The organism is Pseudarthrobacter chlorophenolicus A6, assembly GCF_000022025.1.
Classification (GTDB): Bacteria; Actinomycetota; Actinomycetes; order Actinomycetales; family Micrococcaceae; genus Arthrobacter; species Arthrobacter chlorophenolicus.
The window spans coordinates 3,046,320-3,065,750 of the sequence record NC_011886.1 but is presented as its reverse complement, the minus strand read 5'-3'; the positions used below and the strand labels follow the sequence as shown (position 1 = coordinate 3,065,750).

Here is a 19,431-nt window from a genome sequence, read left to right as displayed (position 1 = left end):
CGGAAGTAACACTTGCAAAAAACAAGTGACCGGTCAAGGGTCTTTGGCAAGGCATTCCCTTTGGTGGACATTTCTTCTACAACTGGAAGGGGAAAGGACATGCCGTGCTGGCCAGTGCAACCGGAACACAGTCACATCCCGTTTAGTTCGTATTGATCCTCACACCGGAGCCCATTTCTTCCGCGTGCCGGTGGCGGGGCAGATACTGTAGAAGCCATGACGTCTACCACCGCCGCCGAGACCGTACGGCCTGAACGCAACATCCCCGCAGAGATCGCCCGCTCCTGGCTCCTCGTGAACGCCATGAAGACCGAGCTCTTCGACCAGTCCGCCGTATCACGCGCAGATTCGATCATTCTTGATATCGAAGACGCCGTGGACCCGTCCCAGAAGGACACGGCGCGGGGCAACGTGGTGGACTGGCTGACCCGCGGCGGCCAGGCCTGGGTCCGCATCAACGACGCCACCAGCCCGTTCTGGGCAGATGACCTTGCCGGCCTCCGCGGCACCCCCGGCCTGCTGGGCGTCATGCTCGCCAAGACCGAATCCGCTGACCAGGTCACCGAAAGCTTCCACCGCATGGACGGCAAGACCCCCGTCATTCCCCTGGTGGAGTCCGCCGTCGGCATCGAAGAAGCCAACAACATCGCCAAGGCCCAGGGCGCGTTCCGCCTGGCCTTCGGTTCCGGCGATTTCCGCCGGGACACCGGCATGGCCGCCACGCCCGAGGCCATGGCCTACCCCCGCGCCAAGCTCGTTGTGGCCAGCCGCGTCGGCAACCTGCCCGGCCCCATCGACGGACCCACCGTGGGCACCAACCACCCCATCCTGCGCGAGCAGACCGGCATCACCGTGATGATGGGCATGACCGGCAAGCTCTGCCTGGCCATCGACCAGACCCCCGTGATCAACGAGGTCATCAGCCCCACGCCGTCCGACGTCGCCTGGGCCACCGACTTCATGAACGACTTCGAAGCCAATGGCCGCGTCATCCGCGACGGCTCGGACCTGCCCCGCTTGGGCCGCGCCGAAAAGATCATGAAACTGGCTGTAGCCTTTGGGGTGCAGCCCGCGCTGTAGCGCCCGCCCCCAGCACTTCAGGAGACCCCGTGACCGATACCCGCTATCTGGTCCACGGGGTCTTTTGGGATGGTCCGCCCGCCGCCACGGCAGCGGACGACGGCGGCGCCCCGGCACTGCGGCTCCAGTCACCATCCGGGGACTTCCGGGAGTTGAGCCTCCGCCCGGGCGCACGGCTCGGCTTTCGGGTCGCCGGGCCGGCCAAGTCCTGCCTGGGGCACCTGGTGGTCCACTCGTCCGCCCGCCGCGACCACATCCTGTGCAAGGCAGCCGCCCCGGCCGCCAGGGGACGGCAATGCGAACGCTGCTTCGTCCTGGACGAGTCCCGGCTGATCCACGACTTCCACCGTGGCGGCCGGGTGACTCCCGGGCTCCGCGACTACCTGATGCAGGAACATTGGCTGTACGTGGCCACCTTCGCCGGTGGCGCCACGAAGGTGGGTACGGCCTCCGGCCCCAGGAAGTGGAACCGGCTGGCCGAACAGGGTGCCACGATGGCCCGTTACGTGGCACGGGCGGACGACGGCCGGGTGGTCCGGGTCCTGGAGGACCTGGTCACGGCCGAACTGGCGCTCACCCAGCAGGTGCGCTCCAGTGCCAAAACCGAGGCCCTCCTGCAACCGCTGGCCGCGGGAGACCTGGATGCCATCAGCAGCAGCCACGCAGGCGACGTGCGGTACCTGCTGGCACGCACCGCCGTCGGCGGCTTCACCGTGGTTGACGAATCGTGGGTGCGTCCCGCCCAGGCGGACGCCGTCTATGGTCCGGCGGCCCGGCACGCCTACCCCCATCCCCTGGACGGCGGGGAGCACGGCTTTACTGTCGCCGCCATCAGCGGAGCCAACGTCCTGGCCCGGCTGGACGGCACAGATTCACTGTTCGTGGTGAACCTGGCGCACCTGACGGCCAGGACCATTGAACCGGGGGACTTCGCCTCGGCAGTGCCGGCCGTGCAGGAAGCGTTGTTCTAGGAGCTGCCTCAGGGGCACCCGCAGTCCGGGCCGGGCAGCCCGGTAGACTTGGACGGTGCTGAACGAATTCTGGGCCACCGCGCCCACCTCCTACAAAGTCACGGTTTTCAGCGCCATGGGCCTGATCGCCGTCGGCATCATCCTGAACCTCGTGGGCAACACCAGCGGCAACCAGGGCCTGGCCATGGCCTCCCTGCCGCTGATCGGCCTGGGCCTGGTCCTGCATGTGGTGGGCATGGTGGTCCGCGGCCAGTCGATCCGGAAGAACCTGCGCCGCTAGCAGCGCTGCCGGGAAGCGCCCCGTTTTCGGCCCGTCATCACGCGGACGATAAGCTTGGGGCCATGACTATCAATCCGGATCTGCAGGGCCGGAGCTACCCTGCTGCAGAGGTGTACGACGTCGGCCGTGAGAAGATCCGCGAGTTCGCCCGGGCAGTCAAGGCCACCCATCCCGCACACTTCGATGTCGATGCCGCCACGGCATTGGGCCACCGGGACCTCGTGGCACCGCCCACCTTCGCCATCATCGTCGCCCAGCGCGCCGACGCCCAGCTCATCGAGGATCCGGACGCCGGCATCGACTTCTCCCGCGTGGTCCACGCAGACCAGCGCTTCACCCACCACCGGCCCATTTTCGCCGGTGACCGGCTCGTGGCCGAACTGCACGTGGACGGCGTCCGCGCCATGGGCGGCGGCGCCATGATCACCACCCGCTCCGAAATCTTCGCGCTCGGCGACGGTGACGCCCGCGAGCAGGTCACCACCACCACGTCATCCATCCTGGTCCGCGGAGAGGGACAGTAACCATGAGCCCCAGCATCACTGACCTGGCAGCCGGCCAGGAGATCGGCAGCCGCACCGTCGAGGTCACCCGCACGGACCTGGTCAAGTACGCAGGCGCCTCCGGCGACTTCAACCCCATCCACTGGAACGAGGCCTTCGCCACCGGCGTGGAACTGCCCGGCGTCATCGCCCACGGCATGTTCACCATGGGTTCGGCCGTCCAGCTGGTGACCGACTGGGCGGGCGACCCGGCCGCCGTCGTCGATTTCCAGACCCGCTTCACCAAGCCCGTCCTGGTCACAGACACCACCGGCACCGCGGAGCCCGGCGCCACTATTGAGGTCAGCGGAACCATTGGAAAGCTCGACGCCGAGGCAGGAACCGCCCGCGTGGACCTCACCGTCACCGCAGCCGGGCAAAAAGTCCTGATGAAGGCCCAGGCCGTCGTCAAGCTCTCCTAGCGGAACCTCCTTGACCAAAGCGGCAGCACCCCACGCCACAGCGGCCGGCGTCACCCACTGGCGCAACGCCGTCGTAGTGGCCTACGGCGCCAGCGGGCTGGCGTTCGCGTCCTGGGTATCCCGGCTCCCGGCCATCCGTGACGCCCTGGACCTGACCCCGGGAAATGTGGGCGTCCTGCTCCTCTGCCTGACCTTGGGTTCGTTTGCATCGGTGTCCGCCTCGGGGCTGATCGTGCTCCGGCTGGGCTCCAAGCAGACCATCCGGACCGGCAGCATCATGGTGGGTTTTGGCCTGCTGCTCGCGGGGCTTGGCACCTCCGTGCTGGCCAGTCCCGTGGCGACGGCGGCGGGCCTGGCCGTTATCGGGCTGGGCACCGGAAGTTGGAACACCGCCTCCAACGTTGAGGGCGCAGCGGTGGAACGGGCCGTGGGCCGGCACATCATGCCCAGGCTGCACGGTGCGTTCAGCCTGGGGACCGTGGCGGGCGCGGGCCTGGGGGCGGCCGCTGCGGCGGTGTCCCTGCCGGTGGCCTTGCACCTCGGCGCGGCCGGCCTGGTGGTCGCCGTATCGGTAGCCACGGCGGCGTCCTGGTTCCGTGCGGACATCACCGCGGTAGCGGGGGAGCGGACGTACACCCCTGACCACTTCGAGGACCCCACCACCGGACCCATTCCCCTCATCACCGCCGGGGAGGGGGAGGCCCCCCTCGACAACAAGCGCAAGATCGCCCAGGCCTGGCGGGACCGGCGGACCCTCCTCCTGGGTGTCCTGGTGCTGGGACTGGCCCTGGCCGAAGGCGCGGCGGGGGACTGGGTGGCCCTTGCGCTGGCGGACGGGCACGGGCAAAGCGATGCCGCCGGCGCCGCCGGGTACGGGCTGTTCGTCACGTTCATGACCATTGGCCGGTTCGCCGGAACCCTTGTCCTGGACCGTTACGGCAGGGTTCCGGTGATGCGATGGTGTGCTGCGCTGGCGGTCCTGGGGCTGGGGCTCTTCGTCTTCGCGCCCGTACCGTGGCTCGCCTTCATCGGCCTCGCCATCTGGGGGCTGGGTGCCTCGCTGGGATTCCCCGTGGGCATGTCCGCCGCGGCCGACGACCCCGCCAAGGCCGCCGCCAGGGTCTCCGTGGTCTCCACCATCGGCTACGGCGCATTCCTGTGCGGGCCGCCGCTGCTGGGCCTGCTGGCCGAGCACGTGGGCATCCTGCACTCCCTGCTGGCCGTCATGGTGATGCTGGCCGTCAGCTTCTTCCTTTCCCCGGTGGCCCGGAAGCTCGGCTAGTTACCCGAAGCTACCGTGCCCGTACGGTATCTTCGGGTAACGTGTTGTGGTGACTTCCACGCTGCTTTCCTCCCTGACCACCTCCGCCGTCGGCGGCCCTGCCGGCAAGTACATCGAGGCGCGGACCGAGGCTGAGATCATCGACGCGGTCCGCACCGCGGATGCCGCCGGGGAACAGGTGCTGATCATCGCGGGCGGTTCCAACCTCCTGATCTCCGACGACGGGTACCCCGGGACGGTGGTGAAGATCGCCTCCGAGGGCTTCACGGTCAACGCGGAGGACTCCTGCGGCGGGGTGGCCGTGGTGGTCCAGGCCGGGCACAACTGGGACCAGCTGGTGGACTACGCCGTCCGCCACGCGTGGTCCGGTATCGAAGCGCTATCCGGGATTCCGGGGTCAACGGGCGCGACGCCGGTCCAGAACGTGGGTGCCTATGGCGCCGACGTTTCGCAGACCATTGCCGCGGTCCGGACCTGGGACCGCGAGCGGAACGCCGTGCAGACCTTCACCAACTCCGAGCTGAAGTTTGGGTACCGGGACTCCATCCTGAAGCAGACCACCGTGAACGGTTCCCCCCGTTATGTGGTGCTGACGGTCGAATTCCAGCTGCCGCTGGGCCGGATGAGCGCCCCCATCCGGTACGCCGAGCTGGCGCGTTCCCTGGGCGTGGAGGCGGGCAAGCGGGCTTACTCGAACGATGTGCGCCGGGAAGTGCTGCGGCTGCGGGCCTCCAAGGGCATGGTCCTCGATGCTGCGGACCGGGACACCTATTCGACGGGGTCGTTCTTTACCAACCCGATTGTTCCCGAGGCGGAGGCGGCGTCGCTGCCGGAGAACGCGCCGCGGTACCCTGCCGGCCAGGACGGGATGGTCAAGCTGTCCGCTGCGTGGCTGATAGACCAAGCCGGCTTCGGCAAGGGCTTCGGGCTCGAACCGGACAGCGTGTCCGGGGGACGGGCTTCGCTGTCCACCAAGCACACGCTGGCCATCACCAACCGCGGCGGCGCAGGCGCCTCCGACGTGGTGGCTGTGGCACGCGAGGTGCGTGCCGGCGTCGAACGCCGCTTTGGCGTCCGGCTGCACCCCGAGCCGCTGCTTATCGGCCTGGAACTGTAAGTTCCTCTTCGGCGGCCACTGAAGTGCCTGCCGGGTCCTGCCGCAGGGACGCTGCCGCGCCCATGACTGCCGAGGCCCACCCGGCCAGTGCCAGGTAGAGGCCCATGAAGATCCACACCAGCTGCCCGGGCGCCAGCGGGCTCACGGTCCCGGCCACGATGCAGGTGGCGAGGCCGGCGGTGGCGACCACCAGGGACAGGACCCAGAGCACCCGTCCGGTCATCGGGTGGCGGCGCCAGTCCCTGCGGATCCGCACGCCCTGGCAGCCCGTGCTGAGGCCGGGAAAGAGGACCGCGTAACCTCCGCCCAGGCTCAGGGCCAGGGAGGGAAGAAGAATTCGGGGTTCAGACTGTCCGCTGCCCAGGAACCTGGTGAGGGAAAGGCCCCCCAGCGCCGTTCCGGCCAGGACGCTGAGCGTCCCGCCGATCATCCACATCCTGGTTTTACGCGCAAGCAACAGCCACAAACTCCCCAAAGTCATGGTTCCACCCTAACCGGCGTAGGCGCCCGGAGATGCGGCACCTAGGATGAAGCAATGTCACCAACGGCCGTGCGGCTGACCCGCAACGTCATGGGCCGGCTCCGCCTGGCGTCCCAGGGGCTCACGGCTGCCGGGCCGGCGCCATTGAGCCGACTTGGCGGTGCTGTTCCCGGCTCCGCCGAGGACGTGGTGCGCTGGATGACGGCGATGCAGGCGCAGGACCTGCAGGCGTCCCTGTGGGCCGTGGGCGTGCGGCTCCCCGGATCGGGCCTGGGTGAGGTCCGTGCCGCCCTTCATGCCGGCTCGATCGTCCGTTCCTGGCCCATGCGCGGAACCCTGCACCTTGTGGCCCCCGAGGACCTCGGCTGGATGCTGGACCTCACTGCCGAGCGCCTCACCAGGAGCATCGCTGCCCGGCACCGGGAACTGGCCATCACCTGGGCCGATATCGAGGCGAGCCGTGATGTGGCGCTGGCCCGGATCGCCGCGGGTGGCCCGGTCAGCCGTGCAGACCTGTTCAAGGAGTTCGACGCCGCGGGCCAGCCAACTGCCGGCCAGCGGGGCATCCACATCCTGGGCACGCTGTGCCGGCACGGCTGGCTGGTGCAGGGGCCGCTGGCGGGAAACCAGCAGCTGTTGGTGGCCTTCGACGAATGGATTCCGGTGTCGCGGCGCCTCGAGCGGGCCGAGTCGGTGGCCGAGTTCCTGCTGCGCTACATCCGAAGCCACGGTCCCGCAACCGTGCGGGACTTCGCTTGGTGGACGCAGATCCCGCTGACCGAGGCCAGGGCCGCTCTTGACGCCGTCCGCAGCCAGATAGTGGAGGTCGAGTTCGACGGCGCGGGCTACTGGATCTCACCGGAAACGGCCGGCCTGCTGGACAGCTCCGTCCCGGGGGCCAGGTCGGTCCTGCTGCTGCCCGGCTTCGACGAGTTCGTCCTCGGCTACCAGGACCGCAGCCCCGTCCTTGCGCCGGAGCACTTCAACAGCATCGTTCCCGGCGGCAACGGGGTCTTCAAGAAGACTGTGGTTGCGGCGGGGGAGGTGGTGGGCACCTGGGCGCGGGAAGGCACGGGCCGTGGTGCCGCCGTCGTACCCGAACTCTTTGCCGGGACCCGGCCGTTGGGACCGGCAGCGCAGGCGGCCCTGGCAAAGGCCGCCCGCCGGTACCTTGAGTTCCTGGACACCTAAGCCTGACGCGCGCTCTGTTGTGGTGGTTTCCCGGCTGACGCGCGCTCTGTTGTGGTGGCTTGGAGCTGCCATTAAACACAAGCGGTCCTGCCTCAACCGGGGCAGGACCGCTCGTGGAACAACGGTTACAGGTTGCCGGTGGCGATGTTCAGCATGCGGCGCAGCGGCTCGGCGGCACCCCAGAGCAGCTGGTCGCCCACGGTGAAGGCGCTGATGTAGTTGGGGCCCATCTCCATCTTGCGGATGCGGCCCACGGGGATGTCCAGGGTGCCGGAAGCGGCCACGGGGGTCAGGTCGGCCATGGAGGCTTCCTTGGTGTTTGGAACCACCTTGGCCCACTCGTTGTCCTCGGCCAGCAGCTTTTCGATCTCGGCAACGGAGAGGTCCTCGCGAAGCTTCAGAGTCAGTGCCTGGGAGTGGGAGCGCATGGCGCCGATCCGGACGCACAGCCCGTCCATGATCACGTGGTTTTCCTCGGAGGTGCCCAGGATCTTGTTGGTCTCAACCCCGGCCTTCCACTCTTCCTTGGACTGGCCGTTGCCCAGGTCCGCGTCGATCCAGGGGATCAAAGAGCCGGCCAGCGGAACGCCGAACTGGGTAGCGTCGATGTCGGTGCGCTGGTGGGCCAGGACCTTGCGGTCGATCTCAAGGATCGCCGAAGCCGGGTCATCAAGTTCGGTGCTGACTTCGGCGTTGAGCGTGCCGAACTGGCTGAGGAGCTCACGCATGTGGCGGGCGCCGCCGCCGGAGGCAGCCTGGTAGGTCATGGACGTGCCCCATTCGACGAGGCCGTTCTTGAACAGTCCGCCGAGACCCATGAGCATGCAGGAGACGGTGCAGTTGCCGCCGATGAAGTCCTTGGTGCCGTTGACCAGGCCCTTGTCGATCACATCGCGGTTGATGGGGTCCAGGACGATGATCGAGTCGTCGTTCATGCGCAGCGTGGAGGCGGCATCAATCCAGAGGCCGTCCCAGCCGCGGCCGCGCAGTTCGCCGTGGACCTGCTTGGTGTAGTCCCCGCCCTGGGCGGTGACAATAATGGGCAGCTTCGCCAGGGTGTCGAGGTCAAACGCGTTCTCGAGCTTGCCTGCGCCGTCAGCGAAGGACGGGGCGGCACCTCCCGCGTTGGACGTGGAGAAGAACACCGGGTTGATGTTGGCGAAGTCGCCCTCGTCCTGCATGCGCTGCATGAGGACGGAGCCCACCATGCCGCGCCATCCGACCAGGCCGACAGAAGGGGTAGCTGCTGTAGTCATTCGTACAGTTTAGACTTCGCAACCGGAAGGGCGCAGTCGGTTACGTCACTGCCGCCAGGCTCCGGCAGGGTACGACGGCGGCCTGGACCCTTTGCGCATCCCTGCGGCCGGCAGCCGAAACAGGCTAGCCCCGGTCGGTCTCTTCGAGCAGTGAGGTTTTGCGGGCGCGCAGGGCAAAGAACGCACCGAAGGCGAAGGCCTGCGTCACCACTACCAGCACGATGGCGCCGGCGATCTTGTTGCCTCCCAGGATCATGGTGAGCCCAACGATCGCGGACAGCAGCGCCAGCAGGGGGAGGAGCATGTACCCCAGGACGAACAGGGTTTCGGGTTTCTTCAGCATCGTCCTAGCTTTCGGTCCGTGACCATTTGGTGAATCGGTAGCGCGTGCCATTGGCGCCTGTCAGCCAGCCGTCCGGGGGGAGGGAGGAGCTGGCCTCCCAACTCGTGCCGAGCTCCGGAGCGTACGTATCGCCGTCGGCCTCCACGTCGATGGTGGTGACCACCGCAACGTTGGCGAGCTCCGTCGACTGGCGGAAAATTTCGCCGCCGCCAAGGATCCACACGGTGTCGCCGCCGTCGACGAACTGGGACTCCAGCAGTGCGTCGTCCAGTGAGGGGACCACTACGGCGCCTTCCGCCTCGGGCGTATCGGCCCAGCTCTTCTGCCGGGTGATGACGATGTTGGTGCGCCCGGGCAGGGGGCGGTACTTTTCCGGAAAGGACAGCCAGGTTTTGCGGCCCATGATCACCGGGTGTCCGGTGGTCAGCCGGGTGAAGTGCCTGAGGTCCTCGGGCAGGTGCCAGGGCATGTCGCCGTCCTTGCCGATGACGCCGTCCGGGGTCTGCGCCCAGATCAGGCCCACGCCGGTGATGGAGGCGGCAAGCTCCTCGGTGAAGGATTGGGGATCGGTGGAGTTCTCGGTGCTCATACGGCAATCGGCGCCTTAATGGTGGGGTGGTGCTTGTAACCGACCACCTCGAAGTCTTCCAGCGTGTAGTCGAAGATCGAGGCGGGTTTCCTGTTGATCTTCAGCTGCGGGTACTCGTAAGGCTCGCGTTCGAGCTGCTTGAGGACCTGGTCCATGTGGTTCTCGTAAATGTGGACGTCGCCGCCGGTCCAGACAAATTCGCCGGGCTCAAGGCCCACCTGCTGCGCCAGCATGTACGTGAGCAGGGCGTAGGAGGCGATGTTGAACGGGACGCCCAGGAACATGTCCGCCGAACGCTGGTACAGCTGGCAGGAGAGCTTTCCGTCGGCAACATAGAACTGGAAGAACGCGTGGCACGGCGGCAGTGCCATGTCATTGAGCTCGGAGACGTTCCAGGCAGAGACGATGTGCCGGCGGGAGTCCGGGTTGGCCTTGAGGTTCTCTACGAGCTCGGCGATCTGGTCGATGTGGCCGCCGTCCGGGGTGGGCCAGCTGCGCCACTGCACACCGTAAACCGGGCCGAGGTCGCCGTCCTCGTCAGCCCATTCGTTCCAGATGGTGACGCCCTGGTCCTGCATCCACTTCACGTTGGTTTCGCCGCGCAGGAACCACAACAGCTCCACCGCCACGGACTTGAAGTGGACCCGCTTGGTGGTGATGAGCGGGAAGCCTTCGGCCAGGTCGAAACGGATCTGGCGGCCGAAAACGCTGGTGGTTCCGGTGCCCGTACGGTCGGATTTGTGCGTGCCCTGGGCCAGGACGTCGCGCAGAAGGTCTTCATAAGGCGTGGGGATGCTCACCGTCCCAGTCTACCGGCGCCCGGCGGGAGGAACGGTGAGGTTGCGGATGGCACGAATCACCAGCCACAGCGTGAAGCCCAGGTGCCCGGCGCGGATCACCGACCATTGGTCCGCTTCCGTCCCAGCTTTCCTCGGACCAGGTCCAGCAGCAGGTCATCGCCGAGTCCTGCCGTCCGGCCGGCCTGCACATAGCGTTCGACGGCGGCCATCACCTCCGGCGGGACTGTACCCGGGCTGCCGTGCCCGGCGCCGTCCGGAACGGAGGCGACGAAGGTGCCGCCCCGGCGTCGTGATTCCACAACTCCGGCCGCCTCCAACTCCTTGTACGCCCTGGCCACGGTGCCGGCAGCAATGCCCAAATCCGAGGCCAGGCTGCGGACTGTGGGCAGCCTGCTTCCAGCGGTCAGTGCGCCAACGGCAACCAGGGAGCTGATTTGGGACCGGATCTGCTCGTAGGGCGGAGTGGCGGACCGCAGGTCCACTGTGATTCCGGCGCTCACGGCACCGTTTCCGGTGCGGGCGCAGCCGCGGAGGCAGGCTTGGCGGAGATCCCGCGGACAGGGATCACCGCAATGACCACGCCGGCAGCAGCCAGAATCACTCCGGCTCCCGGTGCCACCTGCCACAGGACCGAGGTGGTATCCGCGCCGGGCGGGGAAAAGCGTTGCAGCCCTGGTGCTGCGCTCATGAGCAGCGCGCCCGCCTGGGCGGCAAAGAGGGCAGCCAGGGTGCGGGCCACCCTGTGCAGCGTGATGGCGCGAAGGGCGGCGTCCAGTCCGCGAACCGTCGCGGGGATGCTGCGGCGGCGCCGTGCCACGGCAAAGGGCACGGCGGCGGTTCCGATGGCGGCAGCAGTGGTCCACACTGCCGCAATCCACGACGGCGGCGCGCCCGCCTCCGCCTGCCACGCTGCGATGAGGACGATGACGCCGAGCAGGATGGCCGCGGCAGCAACCACCGTGGTGGTCAGTGCGGGGGAGACCGGCTGGCGGGGCCAGTGGCGGGGCTCCCTGTCCGTGCCGTAGTTGCGGTGCAGGAGGACCTCCCCGCCGGCCACAACCGCCAGCACAGCCATGGCCGCCAGTGCTACGAAGAGCGCCGGCTGGCCGGTGAGGACTCCCGGCATCACGGCTGCTGCCACCAGCGGAATCAGCGCGGCCAGGCCCATGGCCGGCCCGATCGAGACCACCAGTTTCGTGGCAGGTTGCGGGTCAGTCATCCGGCGGGCCCGGCGTTCGGTCAGGCCATGGGACAGTTTGGGCGGCGCCCACCACCACATCGCCAGGAGCACTACGAGGTTCAACATGGCGGCGGGACTGGCCCAGTTGCCGGTACCTTCTGCCGGGTCCGTCAGGGCAGCGTGGTTGCCGGCGATCGCGGCCAGGCCGGAGGCCACCGTGGCCACGGTACGGAGCAGCCGGTTCATTGCAATGGTCCGCAGGAGGCTGTTGTCCTCGGATGAGAGCCATTCCAGCCGCCGGCGCCGGGCGATCAGTGCCAGGACGGCAAAAGTTCCGGCCGCCAGGACCACCAGGGCGCCACCCAAAGGGGCGGCGAGGTCGATGCCGGGGACCCTGCCGTCCCCGCCGTAGTACACGTAACCGCCGGACGGTTCGGGACGCGGGACGTAGGGAGCAGGGTCGAATCCCGGCACGCCCGCCGTCCACGCGATTTGCCCGGCAGCCGTGACGAAGATGGCCAGCACCGTCCAGGCCAGTTTCCGGGGCAGGAAATCCCGGATCCGGCGTACGTCCAGGCTCGCCCGCCGACGGGGAAGCCGTGGACCGGGATAGCTGAGCTGGCCGATCGCATGCACCGCAAGGCAGCCCAGGACGGGCCACGCCAGGACGGGAAGGAGTTCGACGGCGGACGGCGCCTCGGAGACGTCGGAGACGGGGATCAGGCCCGCCTTCGCCGCCGGCTGGAGCGAACTCACCAGCCAGCCGATGACCCCGATCCAGAGTGCGTGCTTGGCCGCGGTGTCCGCTGACCCGGGATTGCCCGGCTGCCAGATGACCCACCGGAGCAGCAGGTAGACCCCTGCGGCCAGCAGGAACGGAAACAGGATCACCGTTGGCTGCATTGCAGTAAACGCTAAGGCGTCGAGGCCTGGCACATCATCCCCCAAATTCGTGCGGCTTTGTACCAAGTATTTGATACAAAACCGCACGAGGTCAACCGGGCGGGCCAGCCAGTACCGTCAGTCGTCGAAGGGCTTGAACCGCTCAACCGCTACAACGTTGTTCCCCTTGGCATGGGCCACGTGGCACACCACCAGCTCTCCCGGGGACAAATACGGGTCCGCGGAGGGGAGCAGGCTGCCCAGCCGCGCCGGCATGTGCTTGGCCAACTGGGCGAGGACTGTGGGCAGCGCCGGGCGGTGCGTGCAGACTGCCACGGGCCTCTGCTTGTCGAACAGTGACTCAATGATATCGGCCGTTTTTCTGGGGCTGCGCTCATGCCGGTGTTCCGTCAGGGCCTCCGCTATCTTGACCTTCGCGCCGCTGGCCTTCGCATAGGGAGCCACTGTGGCTACGCAGCGGAGCCACGGGCTGGTGACCACCCGCGGCGGCTTCCATGCCTGCAGCAGCCTTCCGACGGCCTGCGCCTGCCGGATACCCGTGGCAGCCAGCGGCCGTTCACCTTCGGCCTTGGTCCAGGATGAACGCGGCTTTGCCTTGGCATGGCGGACAACCACCAGCGGCCAGGTGTCCAGCCCGCCGCGGGCATGTGCCTCCCGCAGATGCTGCAGAGGCACGGTATCCGAAGGATTGGAGAGCAGCGCGGCCGCCCTGTCCGGGCTGCACCACATCACGGAATCCACTTCCTTGCCATCCGGCACCAGGCGTGCGCCGTTAACCTTCACGGCCCAGTAGTAGACCACCTTCAACCCCGAAGCCACGTGGTAGTGGATGGGCGGCAGGGGAATGCCCAGCGGGGCATCAAGCCCGATCTCCTCCCGCACTTCCCGGACCGCGCACTCGGGTACCGTCTCGCCGTCGTCGATCTTGCCTTTTGGCCATGACCAGTCGTCATAGCGGGGGCGGTGGATCAGGAGGACTTCGAGGCCTTCCCGGGTGGCCCGCCAGGGGATGGCTCCGGCAGCGGTGACCGCTACTGGTTCCCCGGGATGGTCTGTCTGGTCTTCTACGAGTGCATCGCTCGACAAAACCGGTGCCCTAACGCCGGCTCAGGCTGCGCTGCCGGGGGCGCGAGGCGAGCAGCCAGGACTGGACGTCCTCAAGCGGCTTGCCGTCTTCCCCGAGGTGGTGGCGGATCCAGTGGCCGTCGTTGTCCAGGTGCCAGCTGGAGGTTTCCGGTGCCAGGTAGCGCTGCAGCAGGTCGAGGACGTAGGTGATGTCATCGGCGCTGGCAAGCTGCACCAGGGCCTCCACCCGGCGGTCGAGGTTGCGGTGCATCATGTCGGCCGAGCCGATGTAGACCACGGGGTCCCCGCCGTTGGCGAAGGCAAACACGCGGGAGTGCTCCAGGAACCGGCCCAGGATGGACCGGACGGTGATGTTCTCGCTCAGGCCCGGAACGCCGGGGCGCAGCGAGCAGATTCCGCGCACCACCACGTCCACCTTCACGCCTGCCTGGGACGCGCGGTAGAGGGAGTCGATGATGGCTTCGTCGACCATGGAGTTGACCTTGATCTGCACGCGTCCCGGCTTGCCTGCCCGGGCGTTGCGGATCTCGGTTTCGATCCTGTCGATCAGCCCGGAGCGGACGGAGCGGGGAGCCACCAGGAGCCGCTTGAACGTCGACTTGGGGGCGTAGCCGGAGAGCTGGTTGAACAGCTTGGACAGGTCCTGGCCCACCTGCTCGTTGGACGTCAGGAGGCCAAGGTCCTCGTAGTACCGTGCGGTGCGGGGGTGGTAGTTGCCGGTGCCGATGTGGCAGTAGCGGCGCAGGCCATCCACTTCCTGGCGGACCACCAGGGACAGCTTGCAGTGCGTCTTCAGGCCCACGATGCCGTACACCACGTGGACGCCGGCCTGTTCCAGCTTGCGGGCCCAGGAGATGTTGGCCTGTTCATCGAACCGGGCCTTGATTTCCACCAGGGCCAGGACCTGTTTGCCAGCCTCCGCGGCGTCGATGAGCGCATCGACGATGGGGGAGTCGCCGGAGGTGCGGTACAGCGTCTGCTTGATGGCCTGCACCTTGGGATCCGCCGCGGCCTGCTCCAGGAAGGCCTGCACGGAGGTGGAGAACGAATCGTACGGGTGGTGCAGGAGGATGTCCCGGCGGCGCATGGCGGCAAAAACGTTGGCGGCCTTGGACGTCTCGGACTCGTTCAGGTACCGGGAGGTGTGCGGTACGTGCTTGGGGTAGTGCAGGTCGGCGCGGTCGATGCCGCCAATGACGGCGAGGCCGCGGAGATCGAGCGGAGCGGGCACCGAGTAGACCTCGGACTCCTCCACGCCGAGTTCGCGGATCAGCAGCGCCCGGATGTTGGGGTTGATGTCGTTGGTGAGTTCCAGCCGGACCGGCGGGCCGAACCGGCGGCGCAGGAGTTCCTTCTCCAGGGCCTGGAGGAGGTTCTCGGCGTCGTCCTCTTCAACCTCCACGTCTTCGTTGCGGGTAACGCGGAAGGTGTGGTGCTCCAGGACTTCCATGCCGGGGAAGAGCTTGTCCAGGTGGACGGCGATGACGTCTTCGAGGGCGATGAAACGTGCCACGCGTCCGGCCACGGCACCTGCACGCGGGCCGTCGATGGAGATCAGGCGCGGCAGCTGGTCCGGCACCTTGACGCGGGCGAACAGTTCCTTGTCGCTCACCGGGTTCCGGACCACCACGGCCAGGTTGAGGGACAGCCCGGAAATGTACGGGAAGGGGTGCGCCGGGTCCACCGCGAGGGGCGTGAGGATGGGGAACACCTTTTCGGCGAACATGACGCTCAGCTGCTGCTGGGCGGCGTCGTCGAGTTCGTCCCAGTGCATGAGGTGGATGTGCTCATATGCCAGGGCAGGTCGGATCTGCTCGGCGTAGACCTGGGCGTGCCGCTGCTGCAGCCTGTGTGCTTCGGCGCTGATCTGTTCCAGTACTTCCACCGGGCTCAGGCCGGCCGGGGAGGGCACAGCCAGTCCGGTGGCGATACGGCGCTTCAGGCCGGCCACCCGGACCATGAAGAACTCATCGAGGTTGGAGGCAAAGATGGAGAGGAAGTTCACCCGTTCCAGCAGGTGCAGGGTGGGGTCCTCAGCCAGTTCCAGCACCCGGGAGTTGAAGCTGAGCCAGCTCAGCTCGCGGTCCAGGAAACGGTCCGGGCTGATGTCCCCCTCGGGCTGCAGGTTGGGCGCGAACTCAGGGATGTCGATGCGGTCCTGCGTGGCCCGGGAGGCCGGAACCTCGGAGGAGCCGAAGCGTGCACGGACCGGGGTTGCAGCATCCTGGGACGTGGCTGTTCCGGACGGTTCCGGGTTCATGGGATCTCCTTTTACCTGGCGCTTGATGCTGGCGCTTCCGGCCTGCGCGGTTCTGTTTCAACCTTACAAGCATTCACCGCGGGGGAGCCCCTGATTTCCGGCCCCCGCCCGGCGAATCAGCCGATTGGACTAACCTTCCTTCACCGGCCCGTACATGACGTCCATGTCCCAGCGGGTGAACCCCAGCCTGCGGTACAGCGAGACGGCCGGTGTGTTGTCCGCATCGGTGTACAGCATCACGGCGTGCAGGCCGAGGTCCTGCAGGTACTTGATGCCGGCAAGCGTCAGGGCCTTCCCCAGGCCGGAACCCTGCGCTTCAGGTGCCACACCCACTACGTAGACCTCGCCGATGGCGGGGTGCGAGCCGTGGCGGGGATGGACCTTCGTCCAGTGGAAACCCAACACACGGCCCCCGGCGTCCACCGCGAGGAGGAACCCGGCGGGGTCGAACCAGTCTTCCTCCATGCGTGCCGCCAGGTCCGCCCGGGTGAGGCTGCCCTGTTCCGGGTGGTGCGCGAAGGCCGCACTGTTGACGGCCAGCCACGCGTCCTCGTCCTGGCCGGGTACGAAGGGCCGCAGCGACACGCCCTCCGGAAGCGCCGCCTCGGGAAGGTCCGCCTCCGCCGTCGTCATCCGCATCTTCCACAACTCCCGCACCGGCGCGTAGCCGTACCGGGCGGCGAGGTCGGCGGCGGCCTCGTGGTTGCCGTGGGACCACGCCTTCAGGCCGTCGAACCCCCTGCGGTCCTGCAGCGCCCGCACCAGGCGGTCGGCCACGCCCTGGTTCCGGTACGAAGGGTGCACGGCGATTTCCAACACTCCGCTGCGGTCCGGCTCCTCCACCACCACGGCGAATCCTGCCAGGTCCTGTCCGGTGGCCGGATCCGAGTCCTCATCCGGGGCGTACAGCGCCAGGGTCAGCAGCGAGTGGTCTGCAGAATCACCGGCGCGCATGGTCACCAGTGTCTGCTCGGAGATCGAGGGGTTGCCGTCGGACTCTTCGGCCGCAGCCAGGAGGTCGCGGCAGTCCTTCAGGAGTTGCCGGTCAACCCCGCCTTGGACAACATGGACGGGCCATTTCTCGGGGTGCGCTGGAGTCATGAAGCAAGGCTACGGGATCAGGGGCCGGCGGCTCAGGCTTCGGTCAGTTCGTCTTCCTGCTGCCGCACCAGGGTCAGCCGGTAGCCGACGTTCCGCACGGTGCTGATGAGGTTCTCGTGGTCGGCACCGAGCTTGGCGCGCAGGCGCCTGACGTGGACGTCAACGGTGCGGGTGCCGCCGTAGTAGTCGTAGCCCCACACCTCGGTCAGGAGCTGCTGCCTGGTGAAGACGCGCCCCGGGTGCTGGGCCAGGTACTTGAGGAGCTCAAACTCCTTGAACGTCAGGTTCAAGGGGGCTCCATTAACCCTGGCGGTGTAGCTGGCTTCGTCGATGACGACGCCGGCGGCGCGGATTTCGCTGGGGGCGTCGTCCTGCTCCGGCACGGCACGGGCCACTGAGAGCCTGATGCGCGCTTCAACTTCAGCGGGGCCGGCGGAGTCCAGGACGATGTCATCCACGGCCCAGGCAGACGAAACAGCTGCCATGCCGCCTTCGGTAAGGATCAGGACCAGCGGCGCACTGAGGCCGGTGGCCTTCAGGAGCTGGGTGAGGGAACGGGCGCCCACGAGGTCTTTGCGCGCATCCAGCAGGACGATGTCGCAGGGGTCCGTTTCAAGGAGGGCTGTGGGCTCCGCAGGGAGGATGTGCACGCGGTGGTTCAGCAGTTCCAGGGCAGGCAGGATGTCTACCGACGAGCCGGTGCTGTTCGTTAAGAGCAGGATGTGCGACATTGTTCCTCCATGGGCTGTCCGCGCATCATCGGGCGACTGAGCTGATGCTTGAGTATACCCGGCAGGTCCTCCCGAACCAGAGATTCCAGCCGCCCAAGAGTCCGTTTTGCGACATATGCCGTTCATATAGGGCAGGATTGGGCGGGGGCGGACATGCCCTTCGAAGGGGCGGTTCCACGCCTAGTGCCAATGCCAGGACGGGATGACAGCGCAGTGAGTGCAGTAACGATTCACAGGCCGGTTTCCATATGACGGCGGACCTGCAGGCCCCTGCCCGCTCGCTTGGATCCTGGGCCATCGGTGTCGTTGGCATCGCGGGCCTGGCCGCCATCATCGCCGGTGTTTACGTCTCCCGTGAAGCCCTGGCCGCCGTCGCCGTCGTAATTGCCGTCGCGGTGGGAATCGGCTGGCCGCACTTCCTCCGGATCCCGGCCAAGAAGACCCTCGCAGCCGTCATCGCACTGCCCGGTGCCGGGTCCGCCCTGGCCGCCTTGTGGGCGCCTGCGCCGGGCTACCTGGACTGGACGCCGGGTTTCGTGGCGGTGGGCATGATGGCCGTGTTCGTGGTGCAGCTCATCCGGGGTACGGGCCAGGCGCAGCGGCTGGAGTCCACCCTGGGCTGCTGCGTGGGCGTGCTGCTTTCCTGCCTGGGTGCGGGATGGGTTGCCGGCGCCCGGTTCAACGGCGTCCGCGAGATGCTGCTGGTGGCCGCGATCAGCGCAGCAGTGGCGCTGCTTGCCGGCCTGATCCGCTGGCCCGACAACGTCATCGCCCCGCTGTGCATCGTCCTTGCCGGCCTGGCGGGCCCGCTTGCCGGGCTGGTGCTCTCAGACATCGCCGTCCTGCCGGCTGCCATCTTCGGTGTGGTGGTGGGAGCGGTCCTTGCCAGCTTCCGGCGCCTGGTCACCTTGCGCGGTGCGCCGCTGAACTTTGCGGCGGCCCTTGGCATGGGCCTTGCACCGGTCTCGGCTGTCGGCTCGCTCGCCTACTTCATAGACAAACTACTCATCTTCTGACGGGTTAGGATGGCATCATGTCCGTACTTGCATTTGAAATTTTCTTCCTTGTCCTGCTCGGCATCGCGAGCCTGTCCATGGCCTGGTTCGCCGGCTTCGTGGTCTACCGCCTCTTCAAGGGCCAGAAGTAGACCAGCCTTCCGATCCCGCAGTTTCTCGAGGTAAATGCCGTGCCCATTGAGATTCCCACAGATCTGACTCCGGAACTTGTTCCCCTTTCCTGGCTCATTGGTGAGTGGGAAGGCCGTGGCCGCCTGGGCACCGGGGATGAGGATTCCGAGCATTTCCTGCAGCATGTCTCCTTCACCCACAACGGCCTGCCGTACCTGCAGTACCGGGCGGAGAGCTGGCTGACGGACGACGACGGCACGCGCCTGCGGCCCCTCACGGTCGAGACCGGCTTCTGGGCGCTGGAGCGCAAGCAGCTTGACGCCGACGGCGGGCCGGGCCTGGTGCCCGCGGACATCGTGCCTGCGCTCAAGAGCGCCGACGAAGTGGAAGCCCTGCGCAACAGCGAGGGAGGGTTCGACATTTCGGTGTCCATCTCCCACCCCGGCGGCATCTCGGAGCTGTATTACGGGCAGATCAAGGGCCCGCAGATCCAGCTCACCACCGACATGGTGATGCGCGGCAGCCACTCCAAGGATTACAGCGCCGCCACCCGGATCTTTGGGCTGGTGGACGGCAACCTGTTGTGGCGGTGGGACGTCGCCACGGGAGGGGAAGCGGGCAAGGGCCTTGAAGCCCACGCGTCCGCGTTCCTGGCACGGGTTTCATAACCGGAAGGTCCACCAGCAGGG

General features: G+C 67.4%; 21 protein-coding genes. 10 read left to right on the top strand and 11 right to left on the bottom strand.

The features are described 5' to 3' along the window. Positions 1-216: 216 nt before the first annotated feature. The 7 genes from ACHL_RS13845 (at position 217) to ACHL_RS13815 (ending at position 5,694) form a co-directional block, all read left to right on the top strand. On the top strand, positions 217-1,080 hold the full coding sequence (locus ACHL_RS13845; RefSeq protein ID WP_015937903.1) for an HpcH/HpaI aldolase/citrate lyase family protein: 864 nt from the start codon (positions 217-219) through the stop codon (positions 1,078-1,080). Positions 1,081-1,109: 29 nt separating this feature from the next. Beyond that, on the top strand, positions 1,110-2,051 hold the full coding sequence (locus ACHL_RS13840) for a DUF2797 domain-containing protein (protein WP_015937902.1): 942 nt from the start codon (positions 1,110-1,112) through the stop codon (positions 2,049-2,051). Between the two features lie 55 nt (positions 2,052-2,106). Beyond that, on the top strand, positions 2,107-2,331 hold the full coding sequence (locus tag ACHL_RS13835; protein WP_015937901.1) for a DUF3188 domain-containing protein: 225 nt from the start codon (positions 2,107-2,109) through the stop codon (positions 2,329-2,331). 62 nt (positions 2,332-2,393) lie between these two features. Beyond that, positions 2,394-2,855, top strand: coding sequence for an FAS1-like dehydratase domain-containing protein (locus tag ACHL_RS13830; protein WP_015937900.1), 462 nt, complete (start codon positions 2,394-2,396; stop codon positions 2,853-2,855). 2 nt (positions 2,856-2,857) lie between these two features. Next, positions 2,858-3,295 carry a MaoC family dehydratase gene (locus ACHL_RS13825; RefSeq protein WP_015937899.1) on the top strand — a complete coding sequence of 146 codons (438 nt, stop codon included), beginning with the start codon at positions 2,858-2,860 and terminating at the stop codon, positions 3,293-3,295. Positions 3,296-3,305: 10 nt separating this feature from the next. Then, positions 3,306-4,577, top strand: coding sequence for an MFS transporter (locus ACHL_RS13820; protein WP_015937898.1), 1,272 nt, complete (start codon positions 3,306-3,308; stop codon positions 4,575-4,577). A gap of 49 nt (positions 4,578-4,626) precedes the next feature. Further along, on the top strand, positions 4,627-5,694 hold the full coding sequence (locus ACHL_RS13815) for a UDP-N-acetylmuramate dehydrogenase (RefSeq protein WP_043794707.1): 1,068 nt from the start codon (positions 4,627-4,629) through the stop codon (positions 5,692-5,694). Here the strand turns inward: ACHL_RS13815 and ACHL_RS13810 are convergent. Next, positions 5,675-6,175: a hypothetical protein gene (locus tag ACHL_RS13810; RefSeq protein WP_139187425.1), complete on the bottom strand. Its 501-nt coding sequence runs from the start codon at positions 6,173-6,175 to the stop codon at positions 5,675-5,677. The genes ACHL_RS13815 and ACHL_RS13810 overlap by 20 nt on opposite strands. Positions 6,176-6,229: 54 nt before the next feature. Between ACHL_RS13810 and ACHL_RS13805 the strand changes: the two genes are divergently transcribed. Continuing rightward, positions 6,230-7,366 carry a winged helix DNA-binding domain-containing protein gene (locus ACHL_RS13805; protein WP_015937895.1) on the top strand — a complete coding sequence of 379 codons (1,137 nt, stop codon included), beginning with the start codon at positions 6,230-6,232 and terminating at the stop codon, positions 7,364-7,366. A gap of 125 nt (positions 7,367-7,491) precedes the next feature. On the opposite strand, the gene asd is transcribed toward ACHL_RS13805, so the two are convergent. The 10 genes from asd to ACHL_RS13755 form a co-directional block, all read right to left on the bottom strand. Continuing rightward, positions 7,492-8,622 carry an aspartate-semialdehyde dehydrogenase gene (gene asd / locus ACHL_RS13800; RefSeq protein ID WP_015937894.1) on the bottom strand — a complete coding sequence of 377 codons (1,131 nt, stop codon included), beginning with the start codon at positions 8,620-8,622 and terminating at the stop codon, positions 7,492-7,494. A gap of 124 nt (positions 8,623-8,746) precedes the next feature. Beyond that, positions 8,747-8,965 carry an NF038396 family protein gene (locus ACHL_RS13795; protein WP_015937893.1) on the bottom strand — a complete coding sequence of 73 codons (219 nt, stop codon included), beginning with the start codon at positions 8,963-8,965 and terminating at the stop codon, positions 8,747-8,749. Between the two features lie 4 nt (positions 8,966-8,969). Further along, on the bottom strand, positions 8,970-9,554 hold the full coding sequence (locus ACHL_RS13790; RefSeq protein WP_015937892.1) for a dihydrofolate reductase: 585 nt from the start codon (positions 9,552-9,554) through the stop codon (positions 8,970-8,972). Further along, positions 9,551-10,354 carry a thymidylate synthase gene (locus ACHL_RS13785; protein WP_015937891.1) on the bottom strand — a complete coding sequence of 268 codons (804 nt, stop codon included), beginning with the start codon at positions 10,352-10,354 and terminating at the stop codon, positions 9,551-9,553. The genes ACHL_RS13790 and ACHL_RS13785 overlap by 4 nt, the downstream gene beginning before the upstream one ends. Positions 10,355-10,449: 95 nt before the next feature. Continuing rightward, a complete protein-coding gene (locus ACHL_RS13780; protein WP_015937890.1) occupies positions 10,450-10,854 on the bottom strand; it encodes a GntR family transcriptional regulator in 405 nt (134 codons plus the stop codon). Then, a complete protein-coding gene (locus ACHL_RS13775) occupies positions 10,851-12,437 on the bottom strand; it encodes a hypothetical protein (RefSeq protein ID WP_015937889.1) in 1,587 nt (528 codons plus the stop codon). Before ACHL_RS13775 ends, ACHL_RS13780 begins: the two co-directional genes overlap by 4 nt. Positions 12,438-12,554: 117 nt before the next feature. Next, positions 12,555-13,523: an NUDIX hydrolase gene (locus ACHL_RS13770; protein WP_015937888.1), complete on the bottom strand. Its 969-nt coding sequence runs from the start codon at positions 13,521-13,523 to the stop codon at positions 12,555-12,557. A gap of 10 nt (positions 13,524-13,533) precedes the next feature. Then, entirely contained in the window at positions 13,534-15,783 is a 2,250-nt protein-coding gene (locus ACHL_RS13765; protein ID WP_015937887.1) for an RNA degradosome polyphosphate kinase, read from the bottom strand. A 129-nt stretch (positions 15,784-15,912) separates the two neighbouring features. Then, positions 15,913-16,884 carry a mycothiol synthase gene (mshD, locus tag ACHL_RS13760; protein WP_015937886.1) on the bottom strand — a complete coding sequence of 324 codons (972 nt, stop codon included), beginning with the start codon at positions 16,882-16,884 and terminating at the stop codon, positions 15,913-15,915. Between the two features lie 32 nt (positions 16,885-16,916). Further along, entirely contained in the window at positions 16,917-17,615 is a 699-nt protein-coding gene (locus tag ACHL_RS13755) for a winged helix-turn-helix transcriptional regulator (protein ID WP_015937885.1), read from the bottom strand. Positions 17,616-17,863: 248 nt separating this feature from the next. On the opposite strand from ACHL_RS13755, the gene ACHL_RS13750 reads away from it, so the two are divergent. Both ACHL_RS13750 and ACHL_RS13745 read left to right on the top strand, forming a co-directional pair. Beyond that, a complete protein-coding gene (locus tag ACHL_RS13750) occupies positions 17,864-18,631 on the top strand; it encodes a hypothetical protein (RefSeq protein WP_015937884.1) in 768 nt (255 codons plus the stop codon). A 170-nt stretch (positions 18,632-18,801) separates the two neighbouring features. Continuing rightward, positions 18,802-19,410: a nitrobindin family protein gene (locus ACHL_RS13745; RefSeq protein ID WP_015937882.1), complete on the top strand. Its 609-nt coding sequence runs from the start codon at positions 18,802-18,804 to the stop codon at positions 19,408-19,410. Positions 19,411-19,431: the final 21 nt, after the last annotated feature.

What these genes read in the sequence shown, in the direction of transcription:
- ACHL_RS13845 (WP_015937903.1), top strand. Translation starts at nt 217, where the DNA reads ATGACGTCTACCACCGCCGCCGAGACCGTACGGCCTGAACGCAACATC.
- ACHL_RS13830 (WP_015937900.1), top strand. Translation starts at nt 2,394, where the DNA reads ATGACTATCAATCCGGATCTGCAGGGCCGGAGCTACCCTGCTGCAGAG.
- ACHL_RS13825 (WP_015937899.1), top strand. Translation starts at nt 2,858, where the DNA reads ATGAGCCCCAGCATCACTGACCTGGCAGCCGGCCAGGAGATCGGCAGC.
- ACHL_RS13810 (WP_139187425.1), bottom strand. Translation starts at nt 6,175, where the DNA reads ATGACTTTGGGGAGTTTGTGGCTGTTGCTTGCGCGTAAAACCAGGATG.
- ACHL_RS13805 (WP_015937895.1), top strand. Translation starts at nt 6,230, where the DNA reads ATGTCACCAACGGCCGTGCGGCTGACCCGCAACGTCATGGGCCGGCTC.
- asd (WP_015937894.1), bottom strand. Translation starts at nt 8,622, where the DNA reads ATGACTACAGCAGCTACCCCTTCTGTCGGCCTGGTCGGATGGCGCGGC.
- ACHL_RS13795 (WP_015937893.1), bottom strand. Translation starts at nt 8,965, where the DNA reads ATGCTGAAGAAACCCGAAACCCTGTTCGTCCTGGGGTACATGCTCCTC.
- ACHL_RS13790 (WP_015937892.1), bottom strand. Translation starts at nt 9,554, where the DNA reads ATGAGCACCGAGAACTCCACCGATCCCCAATCCTTCACCGAGGAGCTT.
- ACHL_RS13775 (WP_015937889.1), bottom strand. Translation starts at nt 12,437, where the DNA reads ATGCAGCCAACGGTGATCCTGTTTCCGTTCCTGCTGGCCGCAGGGGTC.
- ACHL_RS13765 (WP_015937887.1), bottom strand. Translation starts at nt 15,783, where the DNA reads ATGAACCCGGAACCGTCCGGAACAGCCACGTCCCAGGATGCTGCAACC.
- mshD (WP_015937886.1), bottom strand. Translation starts at nt 16,884, where the DNA reads ATGACTCCAGCGCACCCCGAGAAATGGCCCGTCCATGTTGTCCAAGGC.
- ACHL_RS13755 (WP_015937885.1), bottom strand. Translation starts at nt 17,615, where the DNA reads ATGTCGCACATCCTGCTCTTAACGAACAGCACCGGCTCGTCGGTAGAC.
- ACHL_RS13750 (WP_015937884.1), top strand. Translation starts at nt 17,864, where the DNA reads ATGACGGCGGACCTGCAGGCCCCTGCCCGCTCGCTTGGATCCTGGGCC.